Source organism: Bradyrhizobium sp. UFLA05-108, assembly GCF_059803455.1.
On sequence record NZ_JBANAZ010000100.1, the window covers coordinates 1 to 26,393 of the forward strand.

General features: G+C 59.8%; 31 protein-coding genes and 1 pseudogene. 13 read left to right on the forward strand and 19 right to left on the reverse strand.

Going from position 1 to position 26,393, the window contains the following annotated elements; genetic code table 11:
* The first annotated feature begins 152 nt into the window (after positions 1–152).
* On the forward strand, positions 153–1,001 hold the full coding sequence (locus SO140_RS41775) for a hypothetical protein (RefSeq protein ID WP_498543966.1): 849 nt from the start codon (positions 153–155) through the stop codon (positions 999–1,001).
* A 94-nt stretch (positions 1,002–1,095) separates the two neighbouring features.
* Here the strand turns inward: SO140_RS41775 and SO140_RS41780 are convergent, their stop codons facing one another.
* Both SO140_RS41780 and SO140_RS41785 read right to left on the reverse strand, forming a co-directional pair.
* Complete coding sequence (locus SO140_RS41780) at positions 1,096–1,965, reverse strand: nucleotidyl transferase AbiEii/AbiGii toxin family protein (protein ID WP_474804899.1); 870 nt, start codon at positions 1,963–1,965, stop codon at positions 1,096–1,098.
* 14 nt (positions 1,966–1,979) lie between these two features.
* Positions 1,980–2,324 carry a type IV toxin-antitoxin system AbiEi family antitoxin domain-containing protein gene (locus SO140_RS41785; protein WP_474804897.1) on the reverse strand — a complete coding sequence of 115 codons (345 nt, stop codon included), beginning with the start codon at positions 2,322–2,324 and terminating at the stop codon, positions 1,980–1,982.
* Between the two features lie 562 nt (positions 2,325–2,886).
* Here SO140_RS41785 and SO140_RS41790 point away from each other — a divergent pair.
* The 4 genes from SO140_RS41790 to SO140_RS41805 all read left to right on the forward strand — a co-directional run bounded on the left by SO140_RS41790 (position 2,887) and on the right by SO140_RS41805 (position 5,882).
* Positions 2,887–3,465 carry a matrixin family metalloprotease gene (locus SO140_RS41790; RefSeq protein WP_498541882.1) on the forward strand — a complete coding sequence of 193 codons (579 nt, stop codon included), beginning with the start codon at positions 2,887–2,889 and terminating at the stop codon, positions 3,463–3,465.
* 5 nt (positions 3,466–3,470) lie between these two features.
* The gene (locus SO140_RS41795; protein WP_498541883.1) at positions 3,471–4,571 is read left to right on the forward strand and encodes a S1 family peptidase; all 1,101 of its coding nucleotides are present in this window, start codon (positions 3,471–3,473) and stop codon (positions 4,569–4,571) included.
* Between the two features lie 149 nt (positions 4,572–4,720).
* Positions 4,721–5,488, forward strand: a complete 768-nt coding sequence (locus SO140_RS41800) for a hypothetical protein (RefSeq protein WP_474804891.1) — start codon at positions 4,721–4,723, stop codon at positions 5,486–5,488.
* A 10-nt stretch (positions 5,489–5,498) separates the two neighbouring features.
* Positions 5,499–5,882, forward strand: coding sequence for a hypothetical protein (locus SO140_RS41805; protein WP_474804889.1), 384 nt, complete (start codon positions 5,499–5,501; stop codon positions 5,880–5,882).
* A 94-nt stretch (positions 5,883–5,976) separates the two neighbouring features.
* Here SO140_RS41805 and SO140_RS41810 read toward each other — a convergent pair whose 3' ends face one another.
* Positions 5,977–6,159, reverse strand: coding sequence for a hypothetical protein (locus tag SO140_RS41810; protein WP_474801147.1), 183 nt, complete (start codon positions 6,157–6,159; stop codon positions 5,977–5,979).
* 433 nt (positions 6,160–6,592) lie between these two features.
* Complete coding sequence (locus SO140_RS41815) at positions 6,593–7,471, reverse strand: S1 family serine peptidase (RefSeq protein ID WP_474801149.1); 879 nt, start codon at positions 7,469–7,471, stop codon at positions 6,593–6,595.
* A gap of 185 nt (positions 7,472–7,656) precedes the next feature.
* Between SO140_RS41815 and SO140_RS41820 the strand changes: the two genes are divergently transcribed.
* Together SO140_RS41820 and SO140_RS41825 are read left to right on the forward strand one after the other, a co-directional pair.
* Positions 7,657–8,301 (forward strand): type IV toxin-antitoxin system AbiEi family antitoxin domain-containing protein, encoded by a 645-nt coding sequence (locus SO140_RS41820; RefSeq protein WP_474801151.1) that lies wholly within the window; start codon positions 7,657–7,659, stop codon positions 8,299–8,301.
* Complete coding sequence (locus tag SO140_RS41825) at positions 8,294–9,178, forward strand: nucleotidyl transferase AbiEii/AbiGii toxin family protein (protein WP_474801153.1); 885 nt, start codon at positions 8,294–8,296, stop codon at positions 9,176–9,178. Before SO140_RS41820 ends, SO140_RS41825 begins: the two co-directional genes overlap by 8 nt.
* 512 nt (positions 9,179–9,690) lie before the next feature.
* Here SO140_RS41825 and SO140_RS41830 read toward each other — a convergent pair.
* The 4 genes from SO140_RS41830 to SO140_RS41845 all read right to left on the reverse strand — a co-directional run bounded on the left by SO140_RS41830 (position 9,691) and on the right by SO140_RS41845 (position 13,434).
* Positions 9,691–10,764: a relaxase/mobilization nuclease domain-containing protein gene (locus tag SO140_RS41830; RefSeq protein ID WP_474801155.1), complete on the reverse strand. Its 1,074-nt coding sequence runs from the start codon at positions 10,762–10,764 to the stop codon at positions 9,691–9,693.
* Positions 10,761–11,279: a plasmid mobilization protein gene (locus tag SO140_RS41835; protein ID WP_474801157.1), complete on the reverse strand. Its 519-nt coding sequence runs from the start codon at positions 11,277–11,279 to the stop codon at positions 10,761–10,763. Before SO140_RS41835 ends, SO140_RS41830 begins: the two co-directional genes overlap by 4 nt.
* A 423-nt stretch (positions 11,280–11,702) precedes the next feature.
* Positions 11,703–12,683, reverse strand: a complete 981-nt coding sequence (locus tag SO140_RS41840) for a ParB/RepB/Spo0J family partition protein (protein ID WP_474801159.1) — start codon at positions 12,681–12,683, stop codon at positions 11,703–11,705.
* The gene (locus SO140_RS41845; protein ID WP_498543967.1) at positions 12,673–13,434 is read right to left on the reverse strand and encodes a ParA family protein; all 762 of its coding nucleotides are present in this window, start codon (positions 13,432–13,434) and stop codon (positions 12,673–12,675) included. Before SO140_RS41845 ends, SO140_RS41840 begins: the two co-directional genes overlap by 11 nt.
* A 900-nt stretch (positions 13,435–14,334) precedes the next feature.
* Between SO140_RS41845 and SO140_RS41850 the strand changes: the two genes are divergently transcribed.
* Both SO140_RS41850 and SO140_RS41855 read left to right on the forward strand, forming a co-directional pair.
* Positions 14,335–14,439 (forward strand): hypothetical protein, encoded by a 105-nt coding sequence (locus SO140_RS41850; RefSeq protein ID WP_474801249.1) that lies wholly within the window; start codon positions 14,335–14,337, stop codon positions 14,437–14,439.
* 106 nt (positions 14,440–14,545) lie between these two features.
* On the forward strand, positions 14,546–14,851 hold the full coding sequence (locus SO140_RS41855; RefSeq protein WP_474801163.1) for an HU family DNA-binding protein: 306 nt from the start codon (positions 14,546–14,548) through the stop codon (positions 14,849–14,851).
* 19 nt (positions 14,852–14,870) lie between these two features.
* Here SO140_RS41855 and SO140_RS41860 read toward each other — a convergent pair whose 3' ends face one another.
* From SO140_RS41860 to SO140_RS41870, 3 genes are all read right to left on the reverse strand, one after another.
* Positions 14,871–15,014, reverse strand: coding sequence for a hypothetical protein (locus SO140_RS41860; RefSeq protein WP_474801165.1), 144 nt, complete (start codon positions 15,012–15,014; stop codon positions 14,871–14,873).
* A gap of 62 nt (positions 15,015–15,076) precedes the next feature.
* On the reverse strand, positions 15,077–15,388 hold the full coding sequence (locus SO140_RS41865; RefSeq protein ID WP_474801167.1) for a DUF736 domain-containing protein: 312 nt from the start codon (positions 15,386–15,388) through the stop codon (positions 15,077–15,079).
* Positions 15,389–16,091: 703 nt separating this feature from the next.
* Positions 16,092–16,274: a hypothetical protein gene (locus SO140_RS41870; protein ID WP_474801169.1), complete on the reverse strand. Its 183-nt coding sequence runs from the start codon at positions 16,272–16,274 to the stop codon at positions 16,092–16,094.
* A gap of 145 nt (positions 16,275–16,419) precedes the next feature.
* Between SO140_RS41870 and SO140_RS41875 the strand changes: the two genes are divergently transcribed.
* A complete protein-coding gene (locus SO140_RS41875) occupies positions 16,420–16,620 on the forward strand; it encodes a hypothetical protein (protein ID WP_498543968.1) in 201 nt (66 codons plus the stop codon).
* Positions 16,621–16,652: 32 nt separating this feature from the next.
* On the opposite strand, the gene SO140_RS41880 is transcribed toward SO140_RS41875, so the two are convergent.
* From SO140_RS41880 to repA, 5 genes are all read right to left on the reverse strand, one after another.
* On the reverse strand, positions 16,653–16,853 hold the full coding sequence (locus SO140_RS41880) for a hypothetical protein (RefSeq protein WP_474801173.1): 201 nt from the start codon (positions 16,851–16,853) through the stop codon (positions 16,653–16,655).
* A 245-nt stretch (positions 16,854–17,098) separates the two neighbouring features.
* Positions 17,099–17,584, reverse strand: a complete 486-nt coding sequence (locus SO140_RS41885) for a hypothetical protein (RefSeq protein ID WP_474801175.1) — start codon at positions 17,582–17,584, stop codon at positions 17,099–17,101.
* A 38-nt stretch (positions 17,585–17,622) separates the two neighbouring features.
* Positions 17,623–18,855 (reverse strand): plasmid replication protein RepC, encoded by a 1,233-nt coding sequence (repC, locus tag SO140_RS41890; protein WP_498541939.1) that lies wholly within the window; start codon positions 18,853–18,855, stop codon positions 17,623–17,625.
* Between the two features lie 197 nt (positions 18,856–19,052).
* Positions 19,053–20,072, reverse strand: coding sequence for a plasmid partitioning protein RepB (repB, locus tag SO140_RS41895; RefSeq protein ID WP_498543969.1), 1,020 nt, complete (start codon positions 20,070–20,072; stop codon positions 19,053–19,055).
* Positions 20,069–21,283, reverse strand: coding sequence for a plasmid partitioning protein RepA (repA, locus tag SO140_RS41900; RefSeq protein ID WP_027555999.1), 1,215 nt, complete (start codon positions 21,281–21,283; stop codon positions 20,069–20,071). Before repA ends, repB begins: the two co-directional genes overlap by 4 nt.
* A 1,832-nt stretch (positions 21,284–23,115) precedes the next feature.
* Here repA and SO140_RS41905 point away from each other — a divergent pair.
* From SO140_RS41905 to SO140_RS41915, 3 genes are all read left to right on the forward strand, one after another.
* Positions 23,116–23,361 (forward strand): type II toxin-antitoxin system VapB family antitoxin, encoded by a 246-nt coding sequence (locus tag SO140_RS41905; RefSeq protein WP_498543970.1) that lies wholly within the window; start codon positions 23,116–23,118, stop codon positions 23,359–23,361.
* Positions 23,361–23,756, forward strand: coding sequence for a type II toxin-antitoxin system VapC family toxin (locus SO140_RS41910; RefSeq protein ID WP_474801184.1), 396 nt, complete (start codon positions 23,361–23,363; stop codon positions 23,754–23,756). Before SO140_RS41905 ends, SO140_RS41910 begins: the two co-directional genes overlap by 1 nt.
* A gap of 314 nt (positions 23,757–24,070) precedes the next feature.
* Positions 24,071–25,288, forward strand: a complete 1,218-nt coding sequence (locus SO140_RS41915; protein ID WP_474801186.1) for an RHE_PE00001 family protein — start codon at positions 24,071–24,073, stop codon at positions 25,286–25,288.
* A gap of 112 nt (positions 25,289–25,400) precedes the next feature.
* On the opposite strand, the gene SO140_RS41920 is transcribed toward SO140_RS41915, so the two are convergent.
* The 3 genes and pseudogenes from SO140_RS41920 to SO140_RS41930 form a co-directional block, all read right to left on the reverse strand.
* Positions 25,401–25,697, reverse strand: a complete 297-nt coding sequence (locus SO140_RS41920; RefSeq protein WP_474801188.1) for a type II toxin-antitoxin system RelE/ParE family toxin — start codon at positions 25,695–25,697, stop codon at positions 25,401–25,403.
* Complete coding sequence (locus SO140_RS41925) at positions 25,694–26,002, reverse strand: type II toxin-antitoxin system RelB/DinJ family antitoxin (RefSeq protein WP_474801190.1); 309 nt, start codon at positions 26,000–26,002, stop codon at positions 25,694–25,696. The genes SO140_RS41920 and SO140_RS41925 overlap by 4 nt, the downstream gene beginning before the upstream one ends.
* 122 nt (positions 26,003–26,124) lie before the next feature.
* Positions 26,125–26,295: pseudogene (locus SO140_RS41930) on the reverse strand (DUF736 domain-containing protein); the annotation flags it as partial.
* Positions 26,296–26,393 lie beyond the last annotated feature (98 nt).

Genomic DNA, 26,393 nt, shown 5'->3' on the forward strand with positions numbered 1-26,393 from the left:
TCCGTCCCGTCAGCGGCGGAGCCAACCTTCAACCGACATCATGAACCCGAGGGTGGGGGCAGTTCTTCATGACGCAAGGGGGGCAGTTCCGGATGGCGTTTGACAGCCGCAGATGAAACCTCGCAGATCCTTCGCCAGGCCCGACGCTGTCCATGATGGCGGACACGTTGCGAAGTTTGGGTCTTTGTACGTGGACTTACGATGTCCTGCCGATTGCTGATTCGGTCCAGCTTCAACGCGCAGTAGTGATTGAAATTCACAGGCTCGGCGCCCAAGCGCGCGGGGCCGCCAGCATCACGAAAATCTTTATTGAAGTGGCCCCAGCAGATCGGCGAATGAAACGACTTTCATCTGTGCGAAGCCGAACGTTGCTTCGACGCTTGAAGGATGCGGAGCACTACGATCAGTTCTGTACCATCTTTCCACTCTGGCATCGCAAGAGACTAATTCTGTCTGTCGAAGACAGGCGCCTTTCGATCGAGCCCGTACGTCATGACGACAAAACATACGAAGCCTACAATCGTTTGGTCCGCAAAGAGGGACGAGCCGATCCGGTTCTCGGAGATCCGCCCGCCGCGCTGCTGAACCTTCTGCGGAATCGGACGAAGCGGCGTGAAACATGGTTTCGGCTCAAATTTGATAGGGAAGTCGTTTCACGGTTGGTCGAGTTTCATCGCCCGACGATAGTGCGGCGTTCCACTCTTCCCGACGATTGGCGTTTTCTAAGTTTCTCCCTCAAGGAGTACCGGGCCGTCATGACGACGCTTCAGTGCATGATGCATGGCTGGTACCTCGTCCGCACGATGCTCGCGAATGGTGGCATGAAAGGCTTGGGTTATCTACCTAAACCCGGCACGGACTTTAATGTGGTTTCACTGCCCATCAAGGTCGGGGATTGGTGCGCCGACTGGTACAGCATAATGGCGCCTGATCCAGAGCGCTACCCAAAAGCGGCAACGGTCACGAAACCGACGATGATTCTGCCCCGCGAAGAGGAATAGCCGGCAAGACCTCGGGGCCACCAGTGATGAAGGGCGCTCTTGAAGGGCTTACCATCAATACCGACGGTCTTGGTCCGGCCGACCATAGCGGCTCCTAGCCTTTCAGGTTTCGCGCCTTTTCCGCGTGAGGCATCAGGACAGTCGCAAGCGTCTCGACGACGCCATTTAGAGGACCGGGATCGATTGCGACGTCCTGGATGAAGGCAGCCCATTGCTGGATCTTGGTGGGATCGTTCGCGAACGCCTCGCTGAGAGCATCTGGCCGCTCAGTCGGGATCTGCGTCTTTCTGCGCTCGAAGGTCGCGCGTATTGCGCGCGCGAGCCGGTCATCCTTGAATTCGTATGTCCGGGAGAGCACCCAGATATCGTAGAAGTCCTTCAAGCGCGTATTGGCGAGGCCAAGATGGACCATCGCCTGAAATTTCTCGGCGATGACGGTCTCCGGCGGATACGCGCGAAGCTTGGGAGCCGGTTGATCGAGTAACGGCAAAAGTTCGATTTCGTTGAGTCCAGGCTCAGTCGCGTCGCCATAGCCGATATCGACGACGATCCGCATGCGCGCGCCGTCGATGGTCGCATAGCATTTGAGGCGCAGTCCGCTGTAGCCGGAGTCGTCACGGACCGTATCGACCTCGAGTGTGCCAGTTTCGAAGGTGGCGCCATCGTCAGTTTGTATCGAACCAATTTCCCGAAAGTAGCCTAAGGTAAGTTGCGGATCACTTTCGCCGAAGCCGAGGAGGTCGAGATCGCGTGTCGGTCGATGCGGATCATCGAGCCAATGGCGTAGGAGCATCGCACCTTTGAGGACAAACTTGTCCTGGTACTTGCTGATGCTCAGTCGATAGAGCAGCCGTTCAAGCGCATACTGCGTGAGCAGGAGGTCGAACGGCTCATTGCGCTCTTTCGAGAGATTGAGCAGGCGGGCCCGGACGGAAGCGCCGACATTCTTCAGCGGCTTACGCATTGATGGTCAGCGTCTCAAGGCGCGGCTGAACGGTTTTTTCCCAGATGCCGGCCTCGGCCGCGCACTTTGCGATTTCTGACGGTGTTGCTTTGCGCCGTGGCGTGCGCGAGGCCTGCGGGTGCGTCGTAGAAAGCTTTTTGACGCCGACCGCTCTTGAAGAGATCAACGATCGTCTTGGCCGGCGTATAGATCGGCACTGAAACGCCTTCGATCGTGTGACGTTCGACGCCCTTGTTGAATTCCTTCAGGCCGAAACGCACGATCTGAATACGAGGACCCGTAATCTTGGGTCGCCAGTCGCGCGGACCGATCGCCATCCATACATAGGGTGGGATACGGTCCGTCAACTCATGAAACATGCACCTGGCATCCATTCAACATCGTGGTTGAGGAGGCCTGGCGCGTTTCTAATTTACCTCTCGCCGACCAGATGGCGGAAAAACGGCCGGGCGGCCCGTTTCCGCCAAGCATTCCCGTCGGCTTTGCGCAGATCCATACGAGCAACCGCGGCTTCGACGCAATCGGAAAGCTTGCGGATTTGTACCGCTTCGAGCCGCCATCCTTGCAGAACAGGATTTCGAAGGAGACCTACGCACGACAACAGCATCGGCACCGGGCGCTGGATCGCGTTTGTCCTGGCAACCGCGCTGTCCCGGCCTGTAGGCAAGGGAGGGAGGCAAGGGTCCGCCGCCAGCTCGCTAAATTCACAAGAACGGTTGCGGCGTATAAACGACCCGCTTGCCGGCGCCATCGATCTGTGCAAGCTTAAGTTGCTTTGTCGATATTGAGTGATGTCTTTTTTTGGCTTCGTATGCCTGCGATGAGCCGCTTTTGTAGAGTCCTATTGTTTGCCGTTGTCCTGGCGGCACCGCTGCGCTTCAGTCATCTGGCGCGCGAGCTCAAGCCGCCCTGCCCGCGGGCATGAGCAAAGAAGAGTCATTCGGGACGGTCCTGAAGGCCTCGAAGTGGGAGCGCCTGAACATCCAGGTCTGCTGGGAAAATCCCGTCAAAGAAGACGCACCTTACCGTTTGATCGTGCGGTCGGCCGCGGAAGAGACCTGGCAACGGTACTCCAAGATCATGTTCGAGGGTTGGGGAAAATGCGAGAAAGACACGTCCGGCATCCACATTCGTATCGCGGATGAGGGAGCGCATACGAAGGCACTTGGCAGATTTCTCGACCAACGCCCCGATGGCATGGTCCTCAATTTTACTTTTAAGAAGTGGAGCAAGAGCTGTCAGGCGACACGTGAATTCTGTGTGTATGCCGTCGCGGCGCACGAATTCGGGCACGCCCTGGGCTTTACCCATGAGCAAAACCGCGATGACGCTCCGCCCGAGTGCCACAAAGATGCCCAAGGTACGGACGGCGACTACAAGGTTACGAAATACGATCCCCAATCAATCATGAATTATTGTAATCCGATATGGAACGGCGACGGAAAACTGAGCGATCTCGACAGAGATGCGCTGCAAACCTTCTATGGAACGCCTGGCTAGCGCTTTTGACGGCGGTAAGCCTTCCGGTCAGCGCCCTCGCTGACGCGGCTGCGGTCAGGGTTGCCGGAAAATACGATGCCCGCGTCGCCCACGTGGAGACGATTGGAACGCTATTCAACGACAAGCAGGACGTCGGAGCCGGCTCGGGCCTTTTGATCGGCGAGACGCTGGTCATTACCAACAACCATGTTGTTCCGGATGCGAACAACTACAAGAAGCTGGACATATTTATCCGGCTCAAGTCGCGGCTGAACAATCCGATATCCGCCACCGTGCTGGCGCGCGATACGCAGCGCGACCTCGCGCTTCTGCAGTTGGGCACGCCCGTGTCGGATGCCGGCGGGAAACGTTGCCCCGTACCCATCGTCGTGAAGCCGTCCCAGGCTCCAACGGGCACCACGGCGCTCGTCCTTGGCTTTCCGCTCAACCAGGACCTCAGCCTCTCGAGCGGCTTGGTCAGCAACCATGGCTCCCCTCCCAAGGAGATGCGGTGGCAGACCGATACCGTGATGAATCCGGGCAACAGTGGAGGGCCTGTCTTCGAAGACCATGGTTTTCTGCTGGGTATCGCCGTCGGCGGCGTTGTTCAGTGGACGTTTGGCGGCGAGACGCGCAACGTAAACGGCGTGAACTTTTTCATCCCCGCGTCGGAAGTGGTTGCAAGCCCGTTGTACCAGCACATCAACGACATCGCGGAGGACAAACGCTGCTGGCGGGTCGCTCAGGAGGAGCTCGTTGTCGATGCCAATACCTCCATCGCGGTCGACCCAAGTTCTTCGAAAGCGCTTTTAGGCCCGGCCAAGCTCGATCGAAGCTTCACGGTATCCGAGACCAAGGACGATCATCCGGTCGCGCTGGCGTCGCATTCGCGCAACTACCAATCCCGTTTTGCCGCTGAGCCCGGCTACAAGATTGTCGCGTGTACGCCAAAGCCAGAGAGCGCCAATCATGCCAATGACATCACGTGCAACATTGAGAGCGGTGGAGGGGCGGCCGTCTTTGCGTACCGACTGGAGAGCGGGCCGGCGGTCGATCGCTGGCGCGGATGGTGGGCTGGTTATGTGACATTGCGACAGGAACGCATCGCGGCGGACGGCTTGCAATAGGAAAGAAGGTCGGAGCATCGGACTTGATTGCATGGGGAAGCAATCTTTGGCGATGCAGGGGTCGGGGACGAACACGTAAGGGGGCGGATGTGGTACGATTGCAGCAACTGGCGCTTGCGCTTGCAGGTGGGCTCCGCGGATGCGCCATCATGCCCGACATTGCACCAGACTGGGCGTTGCCGATGCGGGATATCATGCTCCATTCGGCGTGCGAGCTTCAGGATGCGCTGGGCACGCTCGACCGTGAAGTGCCACACGAACTCTTCAATGCGCGAAACTGGAAGATCGCGGTCACCCTCAATCCAAAATCGGAAGCGGATTTCGTCCCCGGCGCCGGTCTGACCCGGAAGGTGCCCGCAACGGCGACGACGCGTTTCTCGAACTGGGTCGTGGGGAGCGGCAACGGTGTCACGCTCGATATGCGAGGCAACCGCACGGGAAGCGTCGACTTCAACTTCGACTCCGAGAAACTCATTCTCGATAGCGCCCTACCCTGCGAGAAAGAGACGATCTCTTATCATTCGCTGACAAAGAACCTGGCGATCAAGGATTGGCTATACCGTTCAGTACAGGCCACCGCCACCGCCGGCTCAACGATCGACAACCCGAAATTCACGGCCCAGGTCGTGGTGAAGTTCAACGGCGCGGCAAGCTACACTTACACATTCCCGCCCGGCACGGACTTCCTGACGCTTGGAGGGTACCTGCAGCTCGACGAAACCTTGAGCATTGTCTTCACGAAGAAACCGGCCGTCGTAGCCAAGTATGACCTCGTGACCCTCCCGGAAGGAGGCGCGGGGTTCAAACGAAATCGGGCACGCCAGGTAACGTCAACCATTTCGGTTCTTGAAGACCAACAAGTCTCGCTGCAACAGATTCGGCAACAATTGCAGAATCTGCGGGCAGTTGGCCAATAAGGGGTTCACCATGGCGGATTCACTCCCGACGACTCTGCTGATCTTGTATTTTGTTGGACAACCGCCGCTGGATCCAGCAGGCATCGCGAAGGCCGATCTGGAGACGAAGATCAACTGGACGCTCCAAAGCACGAGCCAGGTAGAAACACGCAGCCCTGAGGCGTGCCGTGCCATCGGCAATCAGCTCATCGCAAGGATGGACAAGGTCAATACCATGACGGTGCGCGCCTATTGCTTGTGCGCCGACGAGGCTGGTGCCGTCTGCAAAGGGACGGAAGAGATGGCTCAGGACCGGGATGCAGAGAACAAGGGAGCCCGGAAGGCAGAGAAGTCAATAGTAGAGGCCCTTGGCCGTACTTTGGCGACTCAACAGCGCCCCCGCCAGAAAAACTGATGTCGCGCGACTCATGATATGTGGGACCGCCTCCGCGTCCAACATTGTTCCAGAGGCCAACTCAAGGGCGCAAGGGAATTCGCCGTAGCCAGATCTAGCTCGCGTCAGATCCACTCGTTTCGATAGCGCGTTCGACCTCGTCGGCGAGGATGCTCAGGTGAGCGGCAAGGCGAGCGAAGAGCTGGCGCTTGCGGTCATCGGTTGCCAGATCGCGGATGGAGGCACATTCCGCGGCGTCGGCACGGAGCTTTTCTAACCTCGCATGCAGCTCTGTCATCGGCGTGGTGGCTCCTGTCCTGCTACCTGCAAGGAGGTTGGCATGCTCGGTCGATGAACGGACTTTCGGGCTCCCCCTCGGCAGTTTTATCTTGCTTTCCGACCGCTTCAAACGCCTACGCGGAACAAGCCTGTTTGCTATCATGCGCACAGGGTTGCGCATGCAATCCGACTAGGCCCGCGCGAGCGGGGATAGGCAGTCAAGGCCGCCGTTTACGGCGCTCGTCTCAGCCTCTGCAGTATTTGTGGGAGATGACTTCCGCGCAGACGTGGAGGGAGCGCTATCCGCCGGGTTCAGTCACGTTTACTGGTTCGACACGGGTGACGTTGCGCAAATAGACGTGCCTCATGCGATCTTGCGGGTTCGTAATTTCCCTGAGTTGACAGAGCATCTGCTCTAAAATTGAAGGGATTCCATTTTGTGCGCTGCCGGATCAAGTTGTATCCTCGGCTAAAGCCGGCGTTCCACCGCGGACACGCTTGAAAAAGATTTCATCCAACAGTCGACGGTGCCAGACGCGTCCGAAAGACATCTCCGATTCCTCTTGAGATGAACCGCGCCGCCCAGCATAAACGCCGAGCAACCAAGGTTCAGGATATGTCGGCGGCGTCTGGGCTGGTAGCCCCTTGGGATTGGTCAATTCCTGCCCTAAATAAACTACAGGCGAGCCCGACATTCCGTGGCGGGTTGCTGCGTCGACAAAGAAAATTGGTAGATTGTTATCGATCGCGACGAGCGGTTCCGACGCGATCGAACCACGCTTCCAGATTGGAAGTACGCCTTGCAGGGCCAAGCCCAATGGAAACCCCAGAATGAAAACGTCAGCGCCCACCCGTGCGTATCCGTATTCGTAATTTTGGGCCTTTCCCTCTTTATCCATGTTAACCAGAACGGAAGCACTGAAGGCAGCGATCCGATCTTTTTCGTCTTCGTAGCTCGGCATCCAATCGTTGAGAAAGATCACTCCGATGTCGACCTGCTGCGCCTTACCTTCCTGATTACGGAACCCCTTATGTTGGCACCAGGTGGGACAGCCGTCTTTAATCACCGGAAGTTGGAGCTCCCGAAATCTTCCTAGACCCTGCGAGCGGTCTTGTTCGGTCCAATGGCATTTCAGTCGGGTCGGGAAACGACCGTGTTCATCCAACGGTTTTTCAGTGACGGCATGCTTACCAGATAGGACGTGCCAATTCGTGACGAGCGCATGCGTCTGCCCGAATTGGTAGAAAAATCCCGTCGCTTTGGGCAGGGGAACGTCATGCCAAAACGGCTCAATTCGCGTCACGCGCATCGAATTTTCGTTCACACTCATTTCGAGCTAACCTCAAATACCTAGCTGAAGACGCATTCTCGCTTCGGACCGGGATCAGATCCGGTTCCGGTTCATAAATTTTAGAATTATCAATAGATTGATCGACTTTACATATTTTTAGCTGCGGCTTGGTATGATATAAAACGTCGGATATAAACATCCTATACCCGACATATTGTATCGCCATGACAAAGCCATCGTCGACCCAACAAGACCGAGCCATCAAACTCCTCAAGGAGCGCGGCATCGCGCGCCCGTCCGAGCTCGCCACGGTTGGCGTCACACCCGCGACAATCGCCCGCATGAAGCAAAAAGGCATTGTCGTCCAACTCGGGCGCGGCCTCTACCAGCTTCCCGACACGCCCATCGACACGCATCACTCCCTCGCCGAAGCCGCCAAGCGCGTGCCCAAGGGAGTCGTCGCGCTGACCTCTGCGCTCGCGTTCCATGAGCTAACCGATACTCTCCCCTCGATGGTCTGGCTCGCTATCGGTCCCAAGGACCGCCAACCTCTTTCAACCAATCCGCCCATGCAGTTCGTTCGCTTCAGCTCGGAGCGCCTTCAGGAGGGCGTCGAGACGCATATCATCGAAGGCTGCCCGGTAAAGATCTTCAGCCCAGCCAAGACAGTGGTCGATCTTTTCCGCTATCGGCGTCGCGCCGGGACACGCTATCGTCACAGTACCGGCCTCAACCTCGCGCTCGAAGGTCTGCGCGAGGCGCTGCGAACCCGAAAGGCGAAGCCCGCGGAGATCGCGGATTTCGCGCGCAAGGCCGGAGTTTGGAAAGCGATGAAACCCTATATGGACGCGATGACCACGAATGGCTAACCAACCCAAAAATGTCGGTGCCTCGGTCCGTGCACGGCTGCTTGCGCTCTCCAAGGAACGCAATCAGCCCTTTGATCTTCTCCTCACTCGCTACGTGCTTGAGCGACTGCTTTATCGTCTCGGCTCGACCGACTACCGCAATCGCTTTGTTCTCAAGGGCGCTATCCTACTCGCGACCTGGGTCGATAACCAGTTTCGACCGACGCGCGACCTCGACCTTCTCGGCCAGGGCGATCCCGATCCAGAAGCACTCCTGGCGATCTTCAAGGAGATTGCCGCCGCGGACGCCGCCGACGGCGTTAGCTTCAATCCAGCCAGTTTCACCGTCGACCGCATCCGCGACGAAAACGAATACGGCGGCGTCCGGATCAAGGGTAATGCCAAGGTCGACAACGCCCGCGTTCGTGTGGTGATCGACATCGCGTTTGGCGACGCCATCGAGCCCGGTGTGCAGGAGACCGACCTGCCCGTGCTGCTGGATTTTCCGGCGCCAAAGCTGCGCTCCTATCCGCGCGAGAGCGTCATCGCTGAGAAGTTCCAGGCGATGGTCGTGCTCGGCCTTGCTAATACGCGCCTGAAAGACTTCTACGACGTCTGGGTTTTGATCCGCTCTTACAAGTTCGAGGGCGACACCCTGGCCCGCGCCATCAAGGCGACCTTCAAGCGACGTAAGACTGAAATTCCCACCGCACCGCCGGACGCGTTCACGACTGCCTTCACCGAGGACGCCGGCAAAAAGGATCAGTGGGCGGCGTTCACCAAGCAGGTCGCGGTCGATCCGGGCACCCTGACAGATGTGGCAAAGACGCTCGCAGAATTTCTGCTGCCGCGGGCGAAAGAAGCCCTTGCCCTGAAAGACGAGGAGAAGCCGACTTAGCCGGGATGATCATGATGAGCATGCCGATGATCATCGCGATGACCAGCAGCAGCAGCAGCACGATCAGCATCAAGATCATCATCGGCACCGACGGCACCGTCCGCGCCAGCAGCACCGGCACGTGCTGATCATCGACATGCCGATCATCGGCATAACTCTTCGCTAGGGAAAACATCCGCGACGAATTTGAAGGCTGACGAAGCACATGCAATGCTTTTCCATGTCAGATCCATGTCAGATGGAGCGCTTCGGAACGCATGCGAACCGCTTCCGGAATTTGTCGGAATGCGTGGAAATACAGGGGATAGAAAAAACGCTCTGTTGCGCCTGTTCTGAGATGAAAAAGCCCGCTAGAGGCGGGCTAATTCTTTGAATTTATTTCGAAATCTTGGTTGCGAGGAAAGGATTTGAACCTATGACCTTCAGGTTATGAGCCTGACAGAGTCAAATGGCCTTGACGGCTTCCGATGGCGGCAGAGATCCGATCAATAGCTCGAGAATATCTGACCCATCTATCTAGTCCGCTCATCGCCTCGTATTTTGTCGCGCCCCTCTGCATCAACGTCCTGCTTTGCGTCTTTCCGCCGGCTACTGGCCAGCTCCGAAAGGTCTCTCTTCAGAGCATGCCGACGCGTCTCGACAGCGGGCATATCGTTGACGAATTGCCTAATTTGGCGCGCGAGCTCGTGATCCGCTGCCCTTCCGGAGCGCTGTAGCTCGGCCGCATACTCCAGATATCGCCGCCTGATCGCGTGTTGGCGTGACTTAATCTGTTCGTCCCAAGGATGTTTGGCAGTCCTGCCGCCCCTCACCTCCGAAAGCACCTCTTTACGGGCGATCCGATCGACATCGGGCGTGATCTTTCGCTTGCGCAAAACGAGCACCGCTCCGCGATCAGCCTTTCGAACCCTTCCGCGCGTCCGCCGCGGCGTTGCCTCCGCCGCGATCCCGCGAAGCCGGAGTTCGCCAGCGAACCGTTCCCGCCAGGCCTGAAGATCCGCTTTGCGGGGGTTGAGGCGTTTGCCGTCATTGCCCAGGGACCGAACGGTCATGTGCACGTGGGGGTGCTTGTCGTCGAGGTGCTGGACGAAGACGTAGTCGTGATTGTCTCCGAACGCTTCGATGGCAAATGCGCGGGCTGAATCCTTGACGGCGACGGCATCGGTGCCAGCCGGCATCGATAGAATGATGTTGACCGAGAGCGAGCCATCGCGGCGGCGCTTGTCGTCGAGACCTGCATCATCCTCCCAGCGTTGCTGTAAGTCTTTCAATCCGGAACGACCCGCGAGGGTCGCACCCTGCTCTGTTTCCGCATCGAGCTCGCCGTTTCGTGTGATGTATGCAAGATGTGACTTGAGATGCGCCACGTCCTTGGTGCGACCGGTGATCTTGACCATCACCTCTGGTGCTCGGCGGACGATACGTTCGAGCTTTGCACGCATCGCCGGCGTGAGGCGACCAGGAGAAGCCGGGTCGGGGATATCCCACTCGGCCAGCCGCGGGCGCCGATTAGGCGTTTCCCAGACATACGAGATCGGCGGTAGATCGGAGGCTAACCCGGTCGGCCGCGGTGAGCGCCGGCTCATCGCCGTCCATCCCAATAATCCGCGTTGCCATTCAGCGCATTACGTAGTTGCGCCAGCTCTTTTTCGATGACGAGTTTGGCTTCCTGAATTGCGGACAGATCGGGCTCAACCGCCCTGCCCTGCAGCACCCTGGCGTTCGCCGCGCGCGCGATCTGGTTGATGTTGCCGCCGATCCGGTTGAGCTCGCGAACAATCGCGCGGAGCGCCTCGTGCTCGCCTGGAGAATGCTGCACAGGTGATGCCAACCGCGAGCGCACCAATGCAACGATCCAGCCGGTTCGGGTCATGCCGCGCTGATGTGACAGTTCCGCGAGCTGCCGCATCTCGCTCTCGCGAAACCGCACCGTCACCTTCTCCGGCCGTCCGACCGGCACCGCCAAGATGCGCGGCGCTGGTGCAGCTAGTGCATCAGCAATGAGACGCCGCAGCAGCGCGGATTTGCCACCCTGGGTCGCCGCAAAGGCTGAGAACTCCGCCGCGAGCTCGTCTGGAACACGCACCGAGATCAGAGCCATGCAGTCCAATCCCAACCGCGATGTAATACATCGCTGGCGCGAAGCCTATCCTGCACTAGAAAGTGCGAATCTCTCCACCCCCTCGATGTTGGTTCAAACCAACCGGCTCGGCAATCAAAGCTCGGCATTTGCTGCAGGTGAGATCCAACCCAGGTGACGATCGATGCGCAACATTCCTCCGGGAGTGGCGCAGCCATCACCGCTAATCTTTGCATTGCTCGAACGCTGCGCGTGCGGATCGGCAACACGGGCACCGAGCACGTGGGCCGCGGCTTTCCAGCAGCCTCCGGCCTCTCTACGGCGCTATGGGGGGCGCGTTCGGCCTCCGACTGCTGCGCTGACGCGCCATCCTTCGGATGGGAAATCCGCTCTACTGGCGCACCAGGCGCAGCAGTATTTCTGAGGAGACAGTCTAAGGCCAGCTTATGCAAAAATGATCTCTTCGATCGTGATGGTCGATGCCGGCACCTCTTCCGCTTCCTCTGCGCCATCGACCAATAGCACGGCATGGCGTGAGCCTTGAGACGCGACCCGATCGACGAGAAGACAGCCGGCGCGATCTTGGTGGCGCACTCTGATCGTCACTGATGAACTAATTCGCTCATTTCGATGGACCGAAGAGTTGGAGCACTTTTCCGCGGCGGCCGTTACACGGTCTCTCTCTATGGGTCGCAATGCTACTTGCGGTGCGATCGGACCTCGTGCCGATTGAGTTCCAGCGGCACCTTCACCATCAGCATGGGAGTCGCCAACTTTGCTGCGAATTTTGCGAGCCAGCTGGCGGGCGTGGGCGTCGGTGAAGCTTTCCCGTGCTGCACATATGGTCTCGACGGCGTTGGGCTGCTCACGCCAAGCCTGATAGAGTTCATAGACAGCACGGATTGACGAGCCGGCAAGCTTCGACCGGAGAAATTCCGGCATACTTTGGACCGACGCGTAGCGAGACACCCAGTCCCTGGGCTTGCCGAGCTTGCGCGAGATGTCAGCCTGGTTATCGCCCCGCTCCAAGCGGTCCGCTACGAATGCCGCAATTTCGAGAGCGTTGAGGTCGTCGCGCTGGATATTCTCGATCATCTGAACATAACGATCCGCAGAACGAACGGCATGAACGAAGGCCGGGATCTCACGGAGCCCGGCGCGTTTGGCAGCACGATACCGCCTCGAGCCTATGACGATCACGTACCGGCTTTCGTTAGTCCCATGCCGCAGCACAATCGGTTGCAGCACGCCATGCTGAAGGACAGATTCGGCAAGCTCCTCGAGCTTCTGTTCGTCGAAGCTGCGACGGGGCTGGTCCGGATCTTCGTCAATGCGGTCGATGGCGATGCAAGTCGGTTGCCCGACTGCGGCGACACCGTCTTCCGCGGCGTCGATGAGCTGCTTAAAGCTGAGATCAAGCGCCACGTGCCGTCTCGTTCATCTGCGCGACGATCTTGGCGAGAACATCACGGATTTCGCGACCAGCCTCCTGCGCGGAGCGGCGCTTGAGCTTCCAGACCGGCAGGCGTTCCGCAACGGCCTCAGCGTAGCCGTCCCTTGCCACGATCTGGCCCGGGAACATATACTTGCCGGCCTCGCGCAAGAGTTGCTCAAGATGCGTTCGTTGACGAGGCGATTTCGTATTGAAGTTTGAAGGCAACAACCCGAGGAACTTCGTATCCTGGCGGCCATAACGCCTCTGCACGCCGATCACGGTCTGCATCAGACCTTTGACGCCCTTGATCGAATAGTCCTCCAGATAGATGGGGGCCAGCACATGCGACGCCGCAACCAAACAGCCGACACTGCGCAGTCCAAGTGATGGCGGCGTATCGATGACGCAGGCATCGAACTGATCCGACGCGATGGCGAGGTTCTCTTGCAGAGTCGTGATGGCGGCGGCATTGCTACGATCGAGATCAGTCAGCGAGCTATCGGCCGGCGCAAGCGTTAGACCTTCGCCTTCACGAGAGACGACCCGTGTCCCCGGTTTGAACAGATCCGCGGCGAACGTTGACCCGGCGTAGTGCCTCAACGTATCCGATGCATTGCTCTGCGCATCCACGTCGATCACGAGAACGCGGAGATTCGCTTCCGCCATGAACCAAGCCAAATGCACAGCAAGTGTCGTCTTGCCGACCCCGCCCTTTTGATTGTTGATGACAATGGTCTTCATCTCAAAATCCGGGATGGGTCTTGCGACGCTGGGTTCATGTCCTCGTCCATCGTTTCGTGGAGGTGTTGGTTTGAACCAACAGACGATCGCGAATCCGATCACCGGAACGATCCCGAAATTCACCCGGCGAATCCCCTGCCAGAAGAGTCAGGTCAGTCCACAACCATCGGAAGGAACAAATTCTGGCAAGCGCGACTGGGACCGTGCTCGTTGCTGGACCACTGCTGTCGACACGGTCGCGAGAGGATCGCCACGCGAATGCGCGGAGACCGCTTGCGGGCTCCGGGAGCGCCGCCGGGCGGCGCGAGTAGAGCTGTCCCCCGAGGGGCTCGCCCAAACGATTAACGCAGTATCACCCGTAGGCTGGCCTTATTGGCCGGGAGCCCACTCTCCTTCTTAAGCATTGGCACCTAGTCAAGTTCGGCCAATTCGAGGGTTTCGCATACACTGGATGAAACTCGTGTCTTGGGACTTAGGCGTTCTCAGTTTTATGCTTCTGCTCGCTGACATTATAGGCATCTGGAGAGCAGTTGCAGCCTACCGAGTTCTAGCTGTCGTAATCATAGCTCAGGCCGTTATGTCCTCTCTGTTGTTGCCAGATCCTCGTAAGGATTGGATTGCGCCCGCAATAGCCACGGAATTGGGCGCGCTTTGTGCCCTCGAAAGGGAACGCGCCTCGGGTGCAAAGGCTCTAGACCCGGCGACAGACCAAGCAATCGTCGGGAAAAGCCCTATTCTGCAACCGCTCCGGAAAACTTGCCAATCCTTGCAGAGTAGCGCTGCAGATCGCTGATCTTCCATTCAGCATCGCCGCATCGAGCCATCCGCGAAGCCGAACCTGTTCAGAGAAGTTTCGCTGATCCGCAATTGGGGCCGATCGGCACGAATGGCCAGACCGTGGTGCAGACCTTCGACGGCAGTGCAGAGGCAGTCGAAGCGTTCGGATGGCTGGAGCATCCCAAGCGGAGGCGCGGTTACGCTGCAATGGACGGAAGGCTGCCATAGTCCGACAATTTTTCGCGGATTGCGGCACTGCTTGTGATGCCGGCTCTATCTGTTCCACGGCCTTGATGTCAGACGAGCAAAATTGAAACAAGACGGAGCTCGTCCGATGACGACTGCCAATGAGATTGCCGAAAAAATTGCAGCCGAGAACGACCTGACAAAAGCTCAGGCCAAATCCATCGTCGATAGTGTGTTCAAGGCCATCGCTGATGCGGCCGTGAGGGGAGCCGAGACGAGCCTTCCCGGGTTCGGCAAGTTCAAGGTCAAGGATAGCCCCGCCCGCGAGGGCCGCAATCCGTCGACCGGCGCAACGATTGCGATCGCAGCTTCCAGAAAGCTGACGTTTACGCCTGCCAAAGCCATCAAGGACGTTCTGAACGGAGGAGCGGCCTCTAACGACGGTACATCGTAAGACGCAAGACGAGGGGGGCTTATGCCCCCTCTTCGGCTGCAAGCGCTTCGTCGCGTTGGCGGATGAGTTCGGCCAGTTCGCGTTCGAGCGCCTTGCGCTCTGCCGGCGTGAATACGCAGTCGCGCAGTTCGGCTCGCAATTCTTCAATGATGTCGATGTTCATGATCGCCTCTCCGGTCGAAGGGAAGCAGGCCCCGCCTTGCGGCGGAGCCCACTGACTGAGCTTCAGTCCCGGTTCGGCCGAGACCAGATCAGCTGGAGACCTTCCGCACCTTCGACCTCGGTCAGGGTGGCGTAGATCGGAGCCGGGAAGCTCGGATCGTCCAGCTTGACGGAGAGGTAGTCGCGCTCGGTGTCCTTGGCGGTCTTCTGCCAGGCCGCGCCCAACTCGACGTTGCCCGAGTAGATGCGGAAGTGCGGGCCCTTGTCGGAAGGGTTGTCGACGCGGATCAGCTTGGCCTTGACGTTGAGGTTGAGCGTCTTGATCGCGCCGGAGAAGCCGTTGCCCGTGGAGGTGAAGGTGCCGATGGTAGCCATTGTCTCATTCCCTTGGCTTTCTCGGGCCGCGCCTATCGCGTCCTCGATGGCGGTCGTGAGACCGGAGGCGATCGACCTGCACCCGGAGGGCCGAAATGAAATGGAGGGCGGCCGGCAGCGACTTTCTTGGACCGCGAGGAATGGCGCGCAGCGCCAGGGGAAGAAAGTCGAGGACGGGCGTTGCAGGGACAAGATCGAGAGCCCGCGAAGCGGGATCGGCCTTCGGTCAGACCAGCCTCTATCGAGGACGCAGATGGGTGCGCCCGTCGCGAAAACACATGGAATGAAGGCAGGCGGCCCTATCGGCTATTCGGGTCTCAACGCAATGGGCGTCGGGCGAAACGTCGTTCACCATAAGCAGGCCACCTAAGCGCCGGGTCATCACCTGCCAGGGAAACTATCGCTGTCGGCAACGTCGGCGGACCTGTCGAAGTGGCCATCGCAAGACCGATAACGAGGCTGCCGACGTTCTCGCCAAGCGGATGTAACCCCGTCCTCCCGATCCATGCCACCGACACGCCTGCGAAGCGTGAAAGATGCCAGCGTCGCTGGACATGGGGCCGGCGAGTCCGGGACGATCTCGCGGACACGCGCGATGCAACGAAGCTCGGCGTGCAGGCTGCAGCCCCACAGCATTGGTGCGGGTTGTGGGCACGATCGGCGTCAACAGCGATCCGGTGCCCGGCTCGATTTCTGTTGGACGCTACTTGGCCGGCGGCCGCAGCGGGCTTTCCGCCCACTTCCGAGCGGCAGGATCGCGCAGCGGATCGTCCTCGCAGACGAGGCAAACGTAGCGAGGCCGGCCGGGAGCTACGTCGTCGGGCACGGCCGCCATCAGCTTCCCGCACTTCGGGCACAGCTTCCGGCTCAGGTAGAGCGGAGTCATGGTTTTTCCTGCCGAGACCAGCTTAGTTCCCGATGCGCCGCGAGCACAACTAGATCGTCGAAGTGTCCGCATGCATCAGACCGCTTGACGCGGAGCGCGTCTCGCACTGAAATCCGGCTTTCAGTGATGTTGCGGGGGTGGCGTCGTGGAAGAATTTTACAGAGGCTTCGCGCAGCGGGCGCGCGATCTAGCCGAGAACGCGGACCCGTTCGCCAAGCGTCGGCTACTCGACCTGGCCCAGCGATACGACCTCAAGAGCAGACCAGGATCACCGGGCGGACGGTCCATCCCGCCGCCGCGCGCAACGCCGCCGACGGTGCTGTTCAGCGGTTCCGGCGAGTCCTAACGAAAAGGTGGCAGTGCAGATACGCGGCCGCTTCACCGCCACATCGTGGGCGCGTCGTTAAGCGCCCTGCGGCCTACCTGCATCAAGCTGTCGGGCGTCGTTTCGCCCTGCCTGGCCGCCTCGAGGATCTTCGCCGCGACGTGCGTCCGCGTGCCGGTTTCAGACCGCGACACGGTTTGACAGACATCGTCGAGGACCGCGCGCAGCAGCGCGGTGGTCTGGGCGTCGAACATCGGAGAATGCCCCTCAGTCAATGGACGACAAGGATAACCGCGCCCGCGCGTCCGGGGATTCAAGAAGGTTAAGACGCAGTGCGAAATTTGGCTGCGCCGGTCTGCTCTTCTCCCTTGTGGCGGCTATGGCCTTCGGCCTTGCTGTTGGCCCGGAGCCATTCTGAAGAAAAACAGCCGGAACTGTGTTGCCGCCAACTCAACGCAGAACGGACCTCGCGCAGGCGTATGCGCGGCGCGAGGAGTCATCACCTGCGCCGCGCGATCTCGTCGGCGACCATGCCTTGCGCCCGGACCAGCCGGTCATGCAGGGTCTCGAACATATCGAGGATGTCATCATTCGGCTCATTCTTACCCTGCTCGATGGCTTCGGCGACGAGTTCATCGAGGGGCGTCTCCTTCAATTGGCCCTTCTCTAGAAGCTCGTCATACAGGCCATCACTGTTCGGCTGCGGTTGGATGCGGCCGTCGGAGTTGCACCAGACGGTGAATGTCTGATGTCCGAGAACAGCGTTCTCGACCATTTCCGCATCCAGCGGAATCAGCGTCCCCCAGGCCACGCCCGCTTCGTCGGCGAACCCTGCCACGTACATCCGTTGCTCCACGGCGTCTGCATCGCGAAGCTGGAAGAACGGCGTGAGGATGATTGGAGGGCATTTTGGCATGACGATTTCTCCGAACGGGTTTGCGTCTATAAGCGCAGCGGCGGCATCAGCGCGGGCACCTTCGATCACACGAAAAAGGCAAGGTCTGGGAGCGTCACCTCATCGCCTCACGCCCGCTGCTTGTCTCGCCGCCGAGAATTGATTTGCGCCATCAGGATTGGGCCAAGCGAAAATTCGCCGGCCTCGGCTTTTCGCGTCAGACCGCGCAGATAACCGCCGGCGGAATTGATCGCGGCGCCACGTTGCAGGATGCACGCAACGACGACGGCTGCAGGCACCTCGCCCATGACCGTTTGCGCCTCCTCCCAGGCGCTGGGGCTGATCCCGAGCGTTGATCGAACGACCGCCGCGGTGGCGAGAAAATCTCGCCAGTTCGAAATCCCACCTTTCGCATAATCGACGATGTCCGGGCATGCACTCAGGACCATTCCCAACGGATACGCCCCCTCGGCGACTCGCGATGGTTGAGGTTTAGGCTCAGCTCCCGCCGCCCTGCCTTCTCGGAGGCTAGGTTCAAGCTCAATTAGGGCATCAGTATTTGAATTCTGTATGTGGCGCTCAGAATGGGACTCATTGCCGCTCGGATTCTTAGATTTGATGTGAGCTTCCAGCAGATTGAGCACGTCATCAGCAAGTTGAGACAGCTCGTCGGCGATCGGCTCAAGCTCTTGGCGCGTCGCGCTGCGCGGAATCTGAACAACCATCGCGCGGAAAGCGGCGTGCACCTCCTGCCAATCGGCGGGCCCCTGCCCTGCCCTCCGCGTCGGGACGCCTTCCTCGATGCCGGTTGCAATCATCTTCCCGATGTCGCGCCGGCACAGCGTGATCCGCTCACGCACGAGCTTGAGTGCGCGGGCTTCGGCTTCGATATCGGCCGCCAGGCTCTCGAACTCTTCCGAGCGCACGACGAGCGGCGACAGATCGAAGCCGAAGGCGAGCTCGATTTCGCCAACATCGTCCTTCCGCGCATAGCGCTTGCCATTTGGACTATCGCGTCGAACGATCAGTCCCGCGTCGACCAGCACTGCGAGGTGGCGCCGCAGCGTCGATGCCGGCATGCCGTGCGCCCGCCGACTGAGCTGATTGTTTGATGGGAAGACGATCAGATCATCCTCTCCTGTGAGCGCCGTCTCAGGATGGAAGGTCAGGAGCGCGTTTAACACTGACAGCGCGCGCTCCGACACGCCAAGGCGCGGCCGTGCCGTGCAGATGGCATGGAAGATCTTCCATTTGTGGACGATCTTTTCGGGAGGGCGTTCGGTTGCGACCATCTGGCTTGCCACATGGGCAAGTGTCAACGATCGCCGCCCAAAGGGCGTCGTTGGAGAGTGTGACTGCATGTCTTTGCCTCAGCTGGGCAAAAAAAACCTGCTCGCCGAAACGACGATAAAATCGCGTAGAAACTCTTGACTGCGATTCGCGAAAGTGATTCTCTGTCAGTCGCCAAACTTGAAGAGAAGGGCTTCCGGAACTCCGTTTCGGGGGCCTTTTTCTTTTGCCTTGTCTGCTCCTGGTTCGTGTTTACGGGACGAGGCCGTCAGGCCTCGGTAGTTTCCTGACCACTGCTCGTCTTGGAAAAGGCGTCGAACAGCGCCGGAAGTTGGTCGACAAGAAATGCTGCAAATGTCGCCGAGACATTCTTGTCGAGAGTAAGCTTCAACTCGCGCTCGGCGTGACGCACGTGCGCAATCTTGTCGCCGGATGCGGAAAAGACTGGCCTCTCTTCGGAAGCTTTCGATGTGCCTGCGGAAGATGGACGGCTGGCTGCTGAGAAAGCTGCAAGGAATCGAGCGTCAGTTTCTCGCTCTGCAAATTTCGGTTCAGCGATCGCCGCCCTGACACGTGAGAGCGCCGCTACATCCTTGATCAATTCAGCGAACGTCTGCCAGCGGGGGCGTCCAACTTTCGGAGCCTTCCCGATTGCTTGAACAACATCGGCTGGAACCGATCGAGCGACAGCGAGGAGTCTCGAGGTCTCCGCCCTATCAATCGACAAGGCGTCTTGCGCGATTGCTCGGCTATGTCCGGCATCTTCGATATGCATCGCGAAGGTAGCGCGCTCAATGAAACTCAGATCTTCGCGTTGTGCGTTCTCGAGTCCTTGCGCCACGACGAGCGCTTCATCTGACAGCGCTCGCAAAATAGCTTTGACCGAAATGCCTAGTTCGCGTGTGGCGCGAACTCGTCGATGACCATAGGCGCTCTGGTAGCGCCCTTTCGCTTCGGGATGCTCCCGAACGAGAATGGGCACCTCCTGGCCACGCTGTGCGATCGACTGTTTGAGTGCCTCGAACGAGCTATCATCCTGGTCGCGAAACCGGTCGGCCAGAGGTGACGGATCGATAAGCGAGGGGTCGATTTCAAGGATCATCGCCCCGGAGGCAATCCTTTCACGCAGCTCCTCGTTCTCTTTCTCAACTCCGGAAAAGGTGTCCTTCAACGAGCGGACTGATCCGGACGAGACCCGCGGCAGGGCAGCGGGCATGTTGTCAGCTGACAACGCGGGTGGCTGCGGGGCGGTGAAAAGGCTCTTGATGGTGTCAGTACGTTTGCTCATCGACCCCACACCTTCTTAAGAAGTTGCGCGATTTCGGCATTGACCGCGTCGACCGATTCCAATGCGCGGTCGTAGGCGCCCCGCCCTACGGCGCCGCGCTCCAGCTCGTACAGTGATTGCTTGGTGAGACCTGCATTGGCGATTGCAGTCGATTTCCACACCGTGGCTTGGAGCACATCCGATCCAAAAAGGGTCCGGAGGAGAGCGACGATCTGAGCTTCGGGCACGTCATTGGGATCGTGACGCGTGATGACGTACCGGATGAAATCGTGATCGAGTCGTCCGCCAGCTTCCTCGATGACAGACATGAGGTCCGACGTCATGAGGAGAAACTGGCTCATTGATGCGACATCGACCATCTGAGGATGGATGGTCACGAGCATCGCGGTCGCCGCGTTTAGCGCACCCATGGTCAAGTAACCAAGTTGGGGTGGGCAATCGATGACGACGACGTCATAGTCGTCGGCGATCTGGTCGATGGCGCTGGCGACGCGGCGAAAGAATAGATCGTGCCCGCGTTCACGACGCTCGACCATGGCTCGAGGCGTGGTGTGCTCGAACTCCATCAGCTCGAGATTGCCTGGCACGAGACCTATTCCGTCAAAATAGGTCGGCCGAACGACATCGCGCATTGGCCGCCGGTGCTCGTCATATCGTATAGCGCCGTAGAGCGTTTCGTTCGCCCCAATGTCAAACTCGGGTTGGTACCCGAACATTGCCGACAGCGAAGCTTGGGGATCGAGGTCAATCGCTAGGACCCGAAAGCCGGCAAGCGCGAGGTATTGCGACAGATACAATGCCGTCGTCGTCTTGGCAGAGCCACCTTTGAAGTTCGCGACGGTGATGATTTGGAGCTTGTCGCCTGGGCGCCGGCGTGGGAGAAATTCCAATGCTTCGCGCGGCCGCGCGTTGGCTAGATACCCGCGCAACTCATGAATCTGAGCCAGAGTATAGGATCGTCGCCCCCCGATCCCCGTCGTCGGGCTCGGCCCGAGTCCGTCGAGAGAAAGTTGTCGAAGGTACCCATCGGATACGCCCGCAATTCGCGCAACTTCCCCCGAGGTGAATGACCGGAGCGATTTGCTCGCTGAAGGCGGGAAAAGCGTCGTCGCGAGCGATCGCAGCTGACCGGACAGAATGCCGGCATGCCGAGAGATCCGCGCAGACGCAGTCTCGCTCATCGTCACCGAATCTTCCGCTAAGCTCGTCATCTACCTTCTCAAGACGGTTTCTGCGCGTCAGACGCCTAATCTCCGTCTTGAGAGATGGCCACGATTCTATGATTTGAGCAAGAAATAAAGGGTTAACGAGTTCTTAACGGCCCGGGGGCGTGCCCAACAGCGAGCAGCGGCATTTCGGGCGTATCGCCTGGCTGTTGTCAGCTGACAACAGCGGCCCCAGCGGCGGCGGAACGAGGCTCTACCATAGCATGATTCGGCCGGGCTGCCGGGGTCCCCCAAGTGTCATTCTGTACCATGCTACCTCTGCTCCGATCGGTGTTGCTACTGTGCGGATGCGCCGGCGCCTCGGTCGATGCGCTGCAAAACCCTCGCTTTTGGTGTCGCGTCGGCGCCCACCGGCGCTTGGCGAGGGGTCGATCCATGCCGTGCGAGTGCCTCTATCCCTGCTTCAGCGCGTCGTTGCGCCGGAGAATCGCGCCCCTCGTAATGTACGGTGTGCTCGCTCACCTGCTCAACCCGATGCCGGGGGCCGACGGTCCCGCAAGAAGCGCCCTCCCCGTCCCGTTGACGAACCCGAGCAGAATGGTGAGCGGCGGGGCGTCGAGGGAGTTTGGCTCGGCCGGTTCGGTGGCACGCTGGGTTGTCGCGGTGTCGATCGACACGATATCGCAGCACTGCGCTGGGTGCTGCCCATCCGAGGCAAAGGTGAGCGCAACACGGCGACAGGTCACCAACCGGTCGGACGATCAGGATCGACCAATCGACCGAGTACGTTCCGAGGCATTCGCGGTTGCTGTTGTTCTGCCTGATGATCACACCAGAGGGCCCGGACTTTCAGCCGACCACCCGCCCCGCGCTGCTTACGGCGAAGGGAGGCAGTGTGGGCCCGCTTCGACCGGCACGCCCTTCTGCGGACCGTCTTGTGCCCGGCCAGATCCAATCTTGGCGCCTGGATTCAGCGCCGACGGCGATGCCCCGCCGTCATCGCGAGACTTGGCAGATGGCATGTTACAGGCGGTGGCGCCAACATCGGATTCCTTCCTAGGCAAGGCGCTTCGATCGCAGGGCTCGTCCATCGAGACGGCCCCCCGCGGATTCACGGATTGTTGTCAGCTGACAACGTCAGCTACCAAGGGGAGGGGGGTGTCACGGTCGGCAGGCGAAAGCCGGACCCTCGACGATCCAGTGGGCATGGGAATCGAGCCGTTTCCGTGCATCGTGGGGAAGAAGGAGTCCGCCGAGGAGCGGGCTAACTATGCTCGGGGCGCTGTTTCGAATCGATCCGTAAGGAAGTTGATCCGCAGCGCCCGGCGTCGGAACGGCTCTCTATTGGCGGGCCATAGGGCCGACCAACAATCCAATTTCGCGAAGTTGCGTGAGCATCATACGGGGTCGATTGGGCAGGGAAAGGCGACTACGCGGCGCCAGCTACCAACCAGCCGCTGGAGCATTGTTGTCAGCTGACAACAACGGCCCCGACCATGGAATGTTGTCAGCTGACAACAATCTGTGCCCACCGGTCATTTGGATCCAAATCGCCAACGTACGTCTGTCCAGTCGAGGCAAGCTCGGTATCGCATCAGTCGCGTCGATCCGTGGCCGATGAATTCACACCTCGGAGGTGAGGGCTGGACGAGATTGTTCTCGCCTGGAGTCCGGGACATGCCCGTGGTCTTGAGGGGATACAGCACCCGGAAGACCGGAGGCATGCGATTTATAGAATGCTAACCATAAGAGACTTATGGCCTCCTGCGCGTCCTTACGGCCTTCTCCCCTAGATTTGGCGAGAATCCTCCCTGCCTTCACGTAGTGTACCCGGAATGTTATATAAGGATACACGGTATGAGCTAGAGGAGCGCCTGATGGCCTTCCATATCAAGAATCCCGAGACCGACGCGTTAGCCCGCAGGGTCGCGGCGCTGAAGAAAATCGGACTGACCGAGGCTGTGCATACGGCGCTCGCCCATGAACTCAAGCGCGAGCAGGGCAAGCCGTCGATGATCGATCTGGGCGTCCAGTTTTGTCGCGACTTGAGGGCGAAGGGCAATCCGCAGGGCGGTAGGCCTGCTGACAAAGCGTTCCGCGACAGCTTGTACGAGGATTCCTGATGTTCATCGACGCTTCGGCGCTCACCGCGATGCTGACCGACGAAGACGACGCGCGCGAGTTACTGGCGCGCGTACAGCAAAGCACAACCCGGCTGACCTCGCCGCTGGCCGTGTGGGAGGCGGCGATTGCCGTCGCCCGCCTGCTCGATCTACCTGTCGCGGCGGCGGCCGAAGCGGTCGAGAGCTATCTCGCGTTGATAGAAATAAAAGTGGTGAATGTTGTGCCTGAAACAGCCCGCATCGCGCTCGACGCCTTCGACCGCTATGGCAAGGGCCGACACCCGGCGCGGCTCAATTTCGGGGACTGCTTCGCCTACGCCTGCGCCCGATATCTTGGCGAACCGTTGATGTTCAAGGGCGCCAATTTTCCGCAGACCGATATCGAGGCGGCCTGACAAGCGCTACTATCGAAGCGAGCCTCCGCGTGGCAAAAGTAATGAACGCTGATTCGCAGCGAAGCCACCGAGGCGACGCCGCGGAAGCCAGCCGTGACCGCGCGGCCGTTCGGAAAGTCGGCCTTACCGACGAGGACATCTGAGCGCGGACGGTGGCCGAAGGCGTCCGGAAGAGGGCAGGGGCAACTGTCCAGCGGCGCATCTCCTCGGCGGTTTGTGGCCGACCGCGGCGACCAGCCGGGCTGGGAGGATCTCGGAACTCGTTAATCTACGAACGGAAATCAGATTCTGGAGGATTCGGAACCAGCATCGCTATGACGGAATCTAAAGCCGTGTTAGCTTCTGTTTCGCCGGCTTCCATTAAGGTTATCAGGACCTTGCCGTTCAGCTGCATAATCCCCGATCCGTTGCCCTGGACCCAGCTCGCCGGCCCGCTTGCAGCTGCCGAGGATGTAGTCGCCCGCCTCGACGAGCGCCTAGCAAAGAGCCCAATCCAGGACGGGTGGATCGCGCGGACTCATTTCACAGACGCCTGCGCGACTCTGTGGCTAGATGGCGAACTTGTCCACCTCGAAGATCTGGTGCTCCACGATGCACGGATGGATATCCGCAGCCCCACTCATGAGGTGACCCGAGCCCATGCCGTGCTGCGCGCCCGTCGCCGCATCGCCACTGAAAAACCTGGCTGGGCGCTGTCGGTGGTCGGCCTCGACAGTTTGCGGGGCAGGGGAGGGCAGACCGACCGCGACGGGATCGACGTCGATCCGACCCAGCGAGACATAGAGAACCATGAGACGGAGGGAGCCAGCGCCGCGTCGACCGCGGAAGCGCCGCTTGCGCTGACCGCCCCTGATGATCGGCTGACTGAGGCCCTCGCCGCGGTCGATGTGGCCATCGCCAAAACCAGCCGCACCCTGGCCGGCGAGAGTGCGAGCCAAGCGCGTCGTCCGATCGAGCGGGACTCGTGGATCTACGATCTCGATTGGAACGAAGACTCGCGCCTGGCTGAATGGCGCGCCATCCTTGCTGAATGCGAAACCCTTCCGCCGACGCTCGCGGCAGCAGTCGCGGTCGATGCCTGGCACAGCATCGAACCGCTGCAGCATGGGGCCTGGCTTGGTCCTTTGCTGGCCGCAGCAACACTCCGCCAACGCGGCAAGACCCGCGCGCATCTCGTCTGCCTGCACGAAGGCCTTAAAACCATCCCGCGCGACCAGCGCCGATCGCGCGACCAAACCGCGCGCTTGATCGCACAGCTCGGCGCGATCACAGCCGCGGCGGAGGCCGGCCTCAAGGCGCATGACCGCTGGCTCAATCAGCGCATGCTACTCCTTCGGAAGCTGTCCGGCCGTCGCTCGACCTCAAAACTGCCGGCGCTCATCGACTACGTGTTGTCCCGCCCGGTTGTCTCGGCCGGCATGATCGCCGAAGAATTGGGTATCAGCGCGCGCGCTGCCCAGGACCTGGTCGCCGAGCTCGGCCTGCGCGAGGCCACCGGGCGAGGGCGGTATCGGGCCTGGGTTATTCTCTAGAAGCACGCCATCCGGTTCTTACACACCGGACACATCGGCCGTCCGTTGATAGAGGCAGTCATCGCCGGAGCTCCTGTTTCGATCTAGGTCGAATCGCTTTGGCGACTCAGCCTTAATCGTCGTTGGTAAGTTCGTCGGGCCACATCTGTGCGCCATGAAGCACGCGCAGGATGCGAACGGTATCGCCATTGATCAGGTAGGCCGCGACATAAGGCGTGCGCGGGATGACCAGCTCGCGCGTGCCAGCGACACGCCCGGGTCGGCCGCTTTCGGGAAAGTCGAGCAGACGCCGCGCAGCATCGGCAATCAGTTCGTCAACATGAATCGCGGCGCGAGGATTCTCGGCTTCAATGTAGCCGAAAATTCCGTCGCGATCAGACAGCGCGTGACGCGACCAGACGAGCTTCACCGTTTTTGTTCCGCCGCTTTTTGAAGCGCGGCGGCGCGGCGTTGTGCGAAATGCCTTTCGACCTCGGAATCATCAAGATCGGGCCGGGTGTCCGTCAAGGCCTGGCGCACCTTCTCACGAAACCAGCTATCGTAAGCTTGGCTATTGCTCACGAGCTCGAGCGGAAGCATCCCTTCGTTGGCCGTGCGCGTCAGCAGGATTCTCACGGCGTCGGAGACAGTGAGGCCCATGTTTTCGAGCACCGCGGTGGCCTTTTCCTTCACGTCCGCGTCGATGCGGGTTTGGACGAGGGCATTCGAAGTCATGGCGATCTCCTTTATTCTCCGAATGTAATGCATTTGAATGACATACGCCAGATAGGTCACTGCGTCGTGACCGGGGGCGGCGCCCGGCCCCGCTTTTTGGGGCGAAGCCGGGCGCTGCGGGATCAATCCCGGTTCGGCCGGGACCAGATGAGCTGGAGGCCGTCCTGGCCCTCGACCTCGATCAGGGTGGCGTAGATCGGAGCCGGGAAGCTCGGGTCATCCAGCTTGACCGAGAGATAGTCGCGCTCGGTGTCGCGAGCGGTCTTCTGCCAAGCCGCACCCAATTCCGCGTTATGTGGTGCACCACATAACATCGATTATGCGGAGTAGCGCATTATGCGGAGTGGCGTGCTGTGAACGCAGGTTTTTCGCGGCTTTATCGACCGCGGCA

Bases quoted from the DNA above. Each gene is read 5' to 3' on its own strand.
- SO140_RS41825 (WP_474801153.1), top strand. From the start codon at position 8,294: ATGGCTAACCAACCCAAAAATGTCGGTGCCTCGGTCCGTGCACGGCTG.
- SO140_RS41805 (WP_474804889.1), top strand. From the start codon at position 5,499: ATGGCGGATTCACTCCCGACGACTCTGCTGATCTTGTATTTTGTTGGA.
- SO140_RS41820 (WP_474801151.1), top strand. From the start codon at position 7,657: ATGACAAAGCCATCGTCGACCCAACAAGACCGAGCCATCAAACTCCTC.
- SO140_RS41785 (WP_474804897.1), bottom strand. From the start codon at position 2,324: ATGTTTCATGAGTTGACGGACCGTATCCCACCCTATGTATGGATGGCG.
- SO140_RS41800 (WP_474804891.1), top strand. From the start codon at position 4,721: ATGCCCGACATTGCACCAGACTGGGCGTTGCCGATGCGGGATATCATG.
- repA (WP_027555999.1), bottom strand. From the start codon at position 21,283: ATGACGAGCTTAGCGGAAGATTCGGTGACGATGAGCGAGACTGCGTCT.
- SO140_RS41925 (WP_474801190.1), bottom strand. From the start codon at position 26,002: ATGACTTCGAATGCCCTCGTCCAAACCCGCATCGACGCGGACGTGAAG.
- SO140_RS41845 (WP_498543967.1), bottom strand. From the start codon at position 13,434: ATGAAGACCATTGTCATCAACAATCAAAAGGGCGGGGTCGGCAAGACG.
- repB (WP_498543969.1), bottom strand. From the start codon at position 20,072: ATGAGCAAACGTACTGACACCATCAAGAGCCTTTTCACCGCCCCGCAG.
- SO140_RS41835 (WP_474801157.1), bottom strand. From the start codon at position 11,279: ATGGCTCTGATCTCGGTGCGTGTTCCAGACGAGCTCGCGGCGGAGTTC.
- SO140_RS41790 (WP_498541882.1), top strand. From the start codon at position 2,887: ATGAGCAAAGAAGAGTCATTCGGGACGGTCCTGAAGGCCTCGAAGTGG.
- SO140_RS41870 (WP_474801169.1), bottom strand. From the start codon at position 16,274: ATGACTCCGCTCTACCTGAGCCGGAAGCTGTGCCCGAAGTGCGGGAAG.
- SO140_RS41815 (WP_474801149.1), bottom strand. From the start codon at position 7,471: ATGAGTGTGAACGAAAATTCGATGCGCGTGACGCGAATTGAGCCGTTT.
- SO140_RS41910 (WP_474801184.1), top strand. From the start codon at position 23,361: ATGTTCATCGACGCTTCGGCGCTCACCGCGATGCTGACCGACGAAGAC.
- SO140_RS41810 (WP_474801147.1), bottom strand. From the start codon at position 6,159: ATGACAGAGCTGCATGCGAGGTTAGAAAAGCTCCGTGCCGACGCCGCG.
- SO140_RS41860 (WP_474801165.1), bottom strand. From the start codon at position 15,014: ATGAACATCGACATCATTGAAGAATTGCGAGCCGAACTGCGCGACTGC.
- SO140_RS41905 (WP_498543970.1), top strand. From the start codon at position 23,116: ATGGCCTTCCATATCAAGAATCCCGAGACCGACGCGTTAGCCCGCAGG.
- repC (WP_498541939.1), bottom strand. From the start codon at position 18,855: ATGCAGTCACACTCTCCAACGACGCCCTTTGGGCGGCGATCGTTGACA.
- SO140_RS41830 (WP_474801155.1), bottom strand. From the start codon at position 10,764: ATGAGCCGGCGCTCACCGCGGCCGACCGGGTTAGCCTCCGATCTACCG.
- SO140_RS41775 (WP_498543966.1), top strand. From the start codon at position 153: ATGATGGCGGACACGTTGCGAAGTTTGGGTCTTTGTACGTGGACTTAC.
- SO140_RS41865 (WP_474801167.1), bottom strand. From the start codon at position 15,388: ATGGCTACCATCGGCACCTTCACCTCCACGGGCAACGGCTTCTCCGGC.
- SO140_RS41915 (WP_474801186.1), top strand. From the start codon at position 24,071: ATGACGGAATCTAAAGCCGTGTTAGCTTCTGTTTCGCCGGCTTCCATT.
- SO140_RS41880 (WP_474801173.1), bottom strand. From the start codon at position 16,853: ATGTTCGACGCCCAGACCACCGCGCTGCTGCGCGCGGTCCTCGACGAT.
- SO140_RS41855 (WP_474801163.1), top strand. From the start codon at position 14,546: ATGACGACTGCCAATGAGATTGCCGAAAAAATTGCAGCCGAGAACGAC.
- SO140_RS41780 (WP_474804899.1), bottom strand. From the start codon at position 1,965: ATGCGTAAGCCGCTGAAGAATGTCGGCGCTTCCGTCCGGGCCCGCCTG.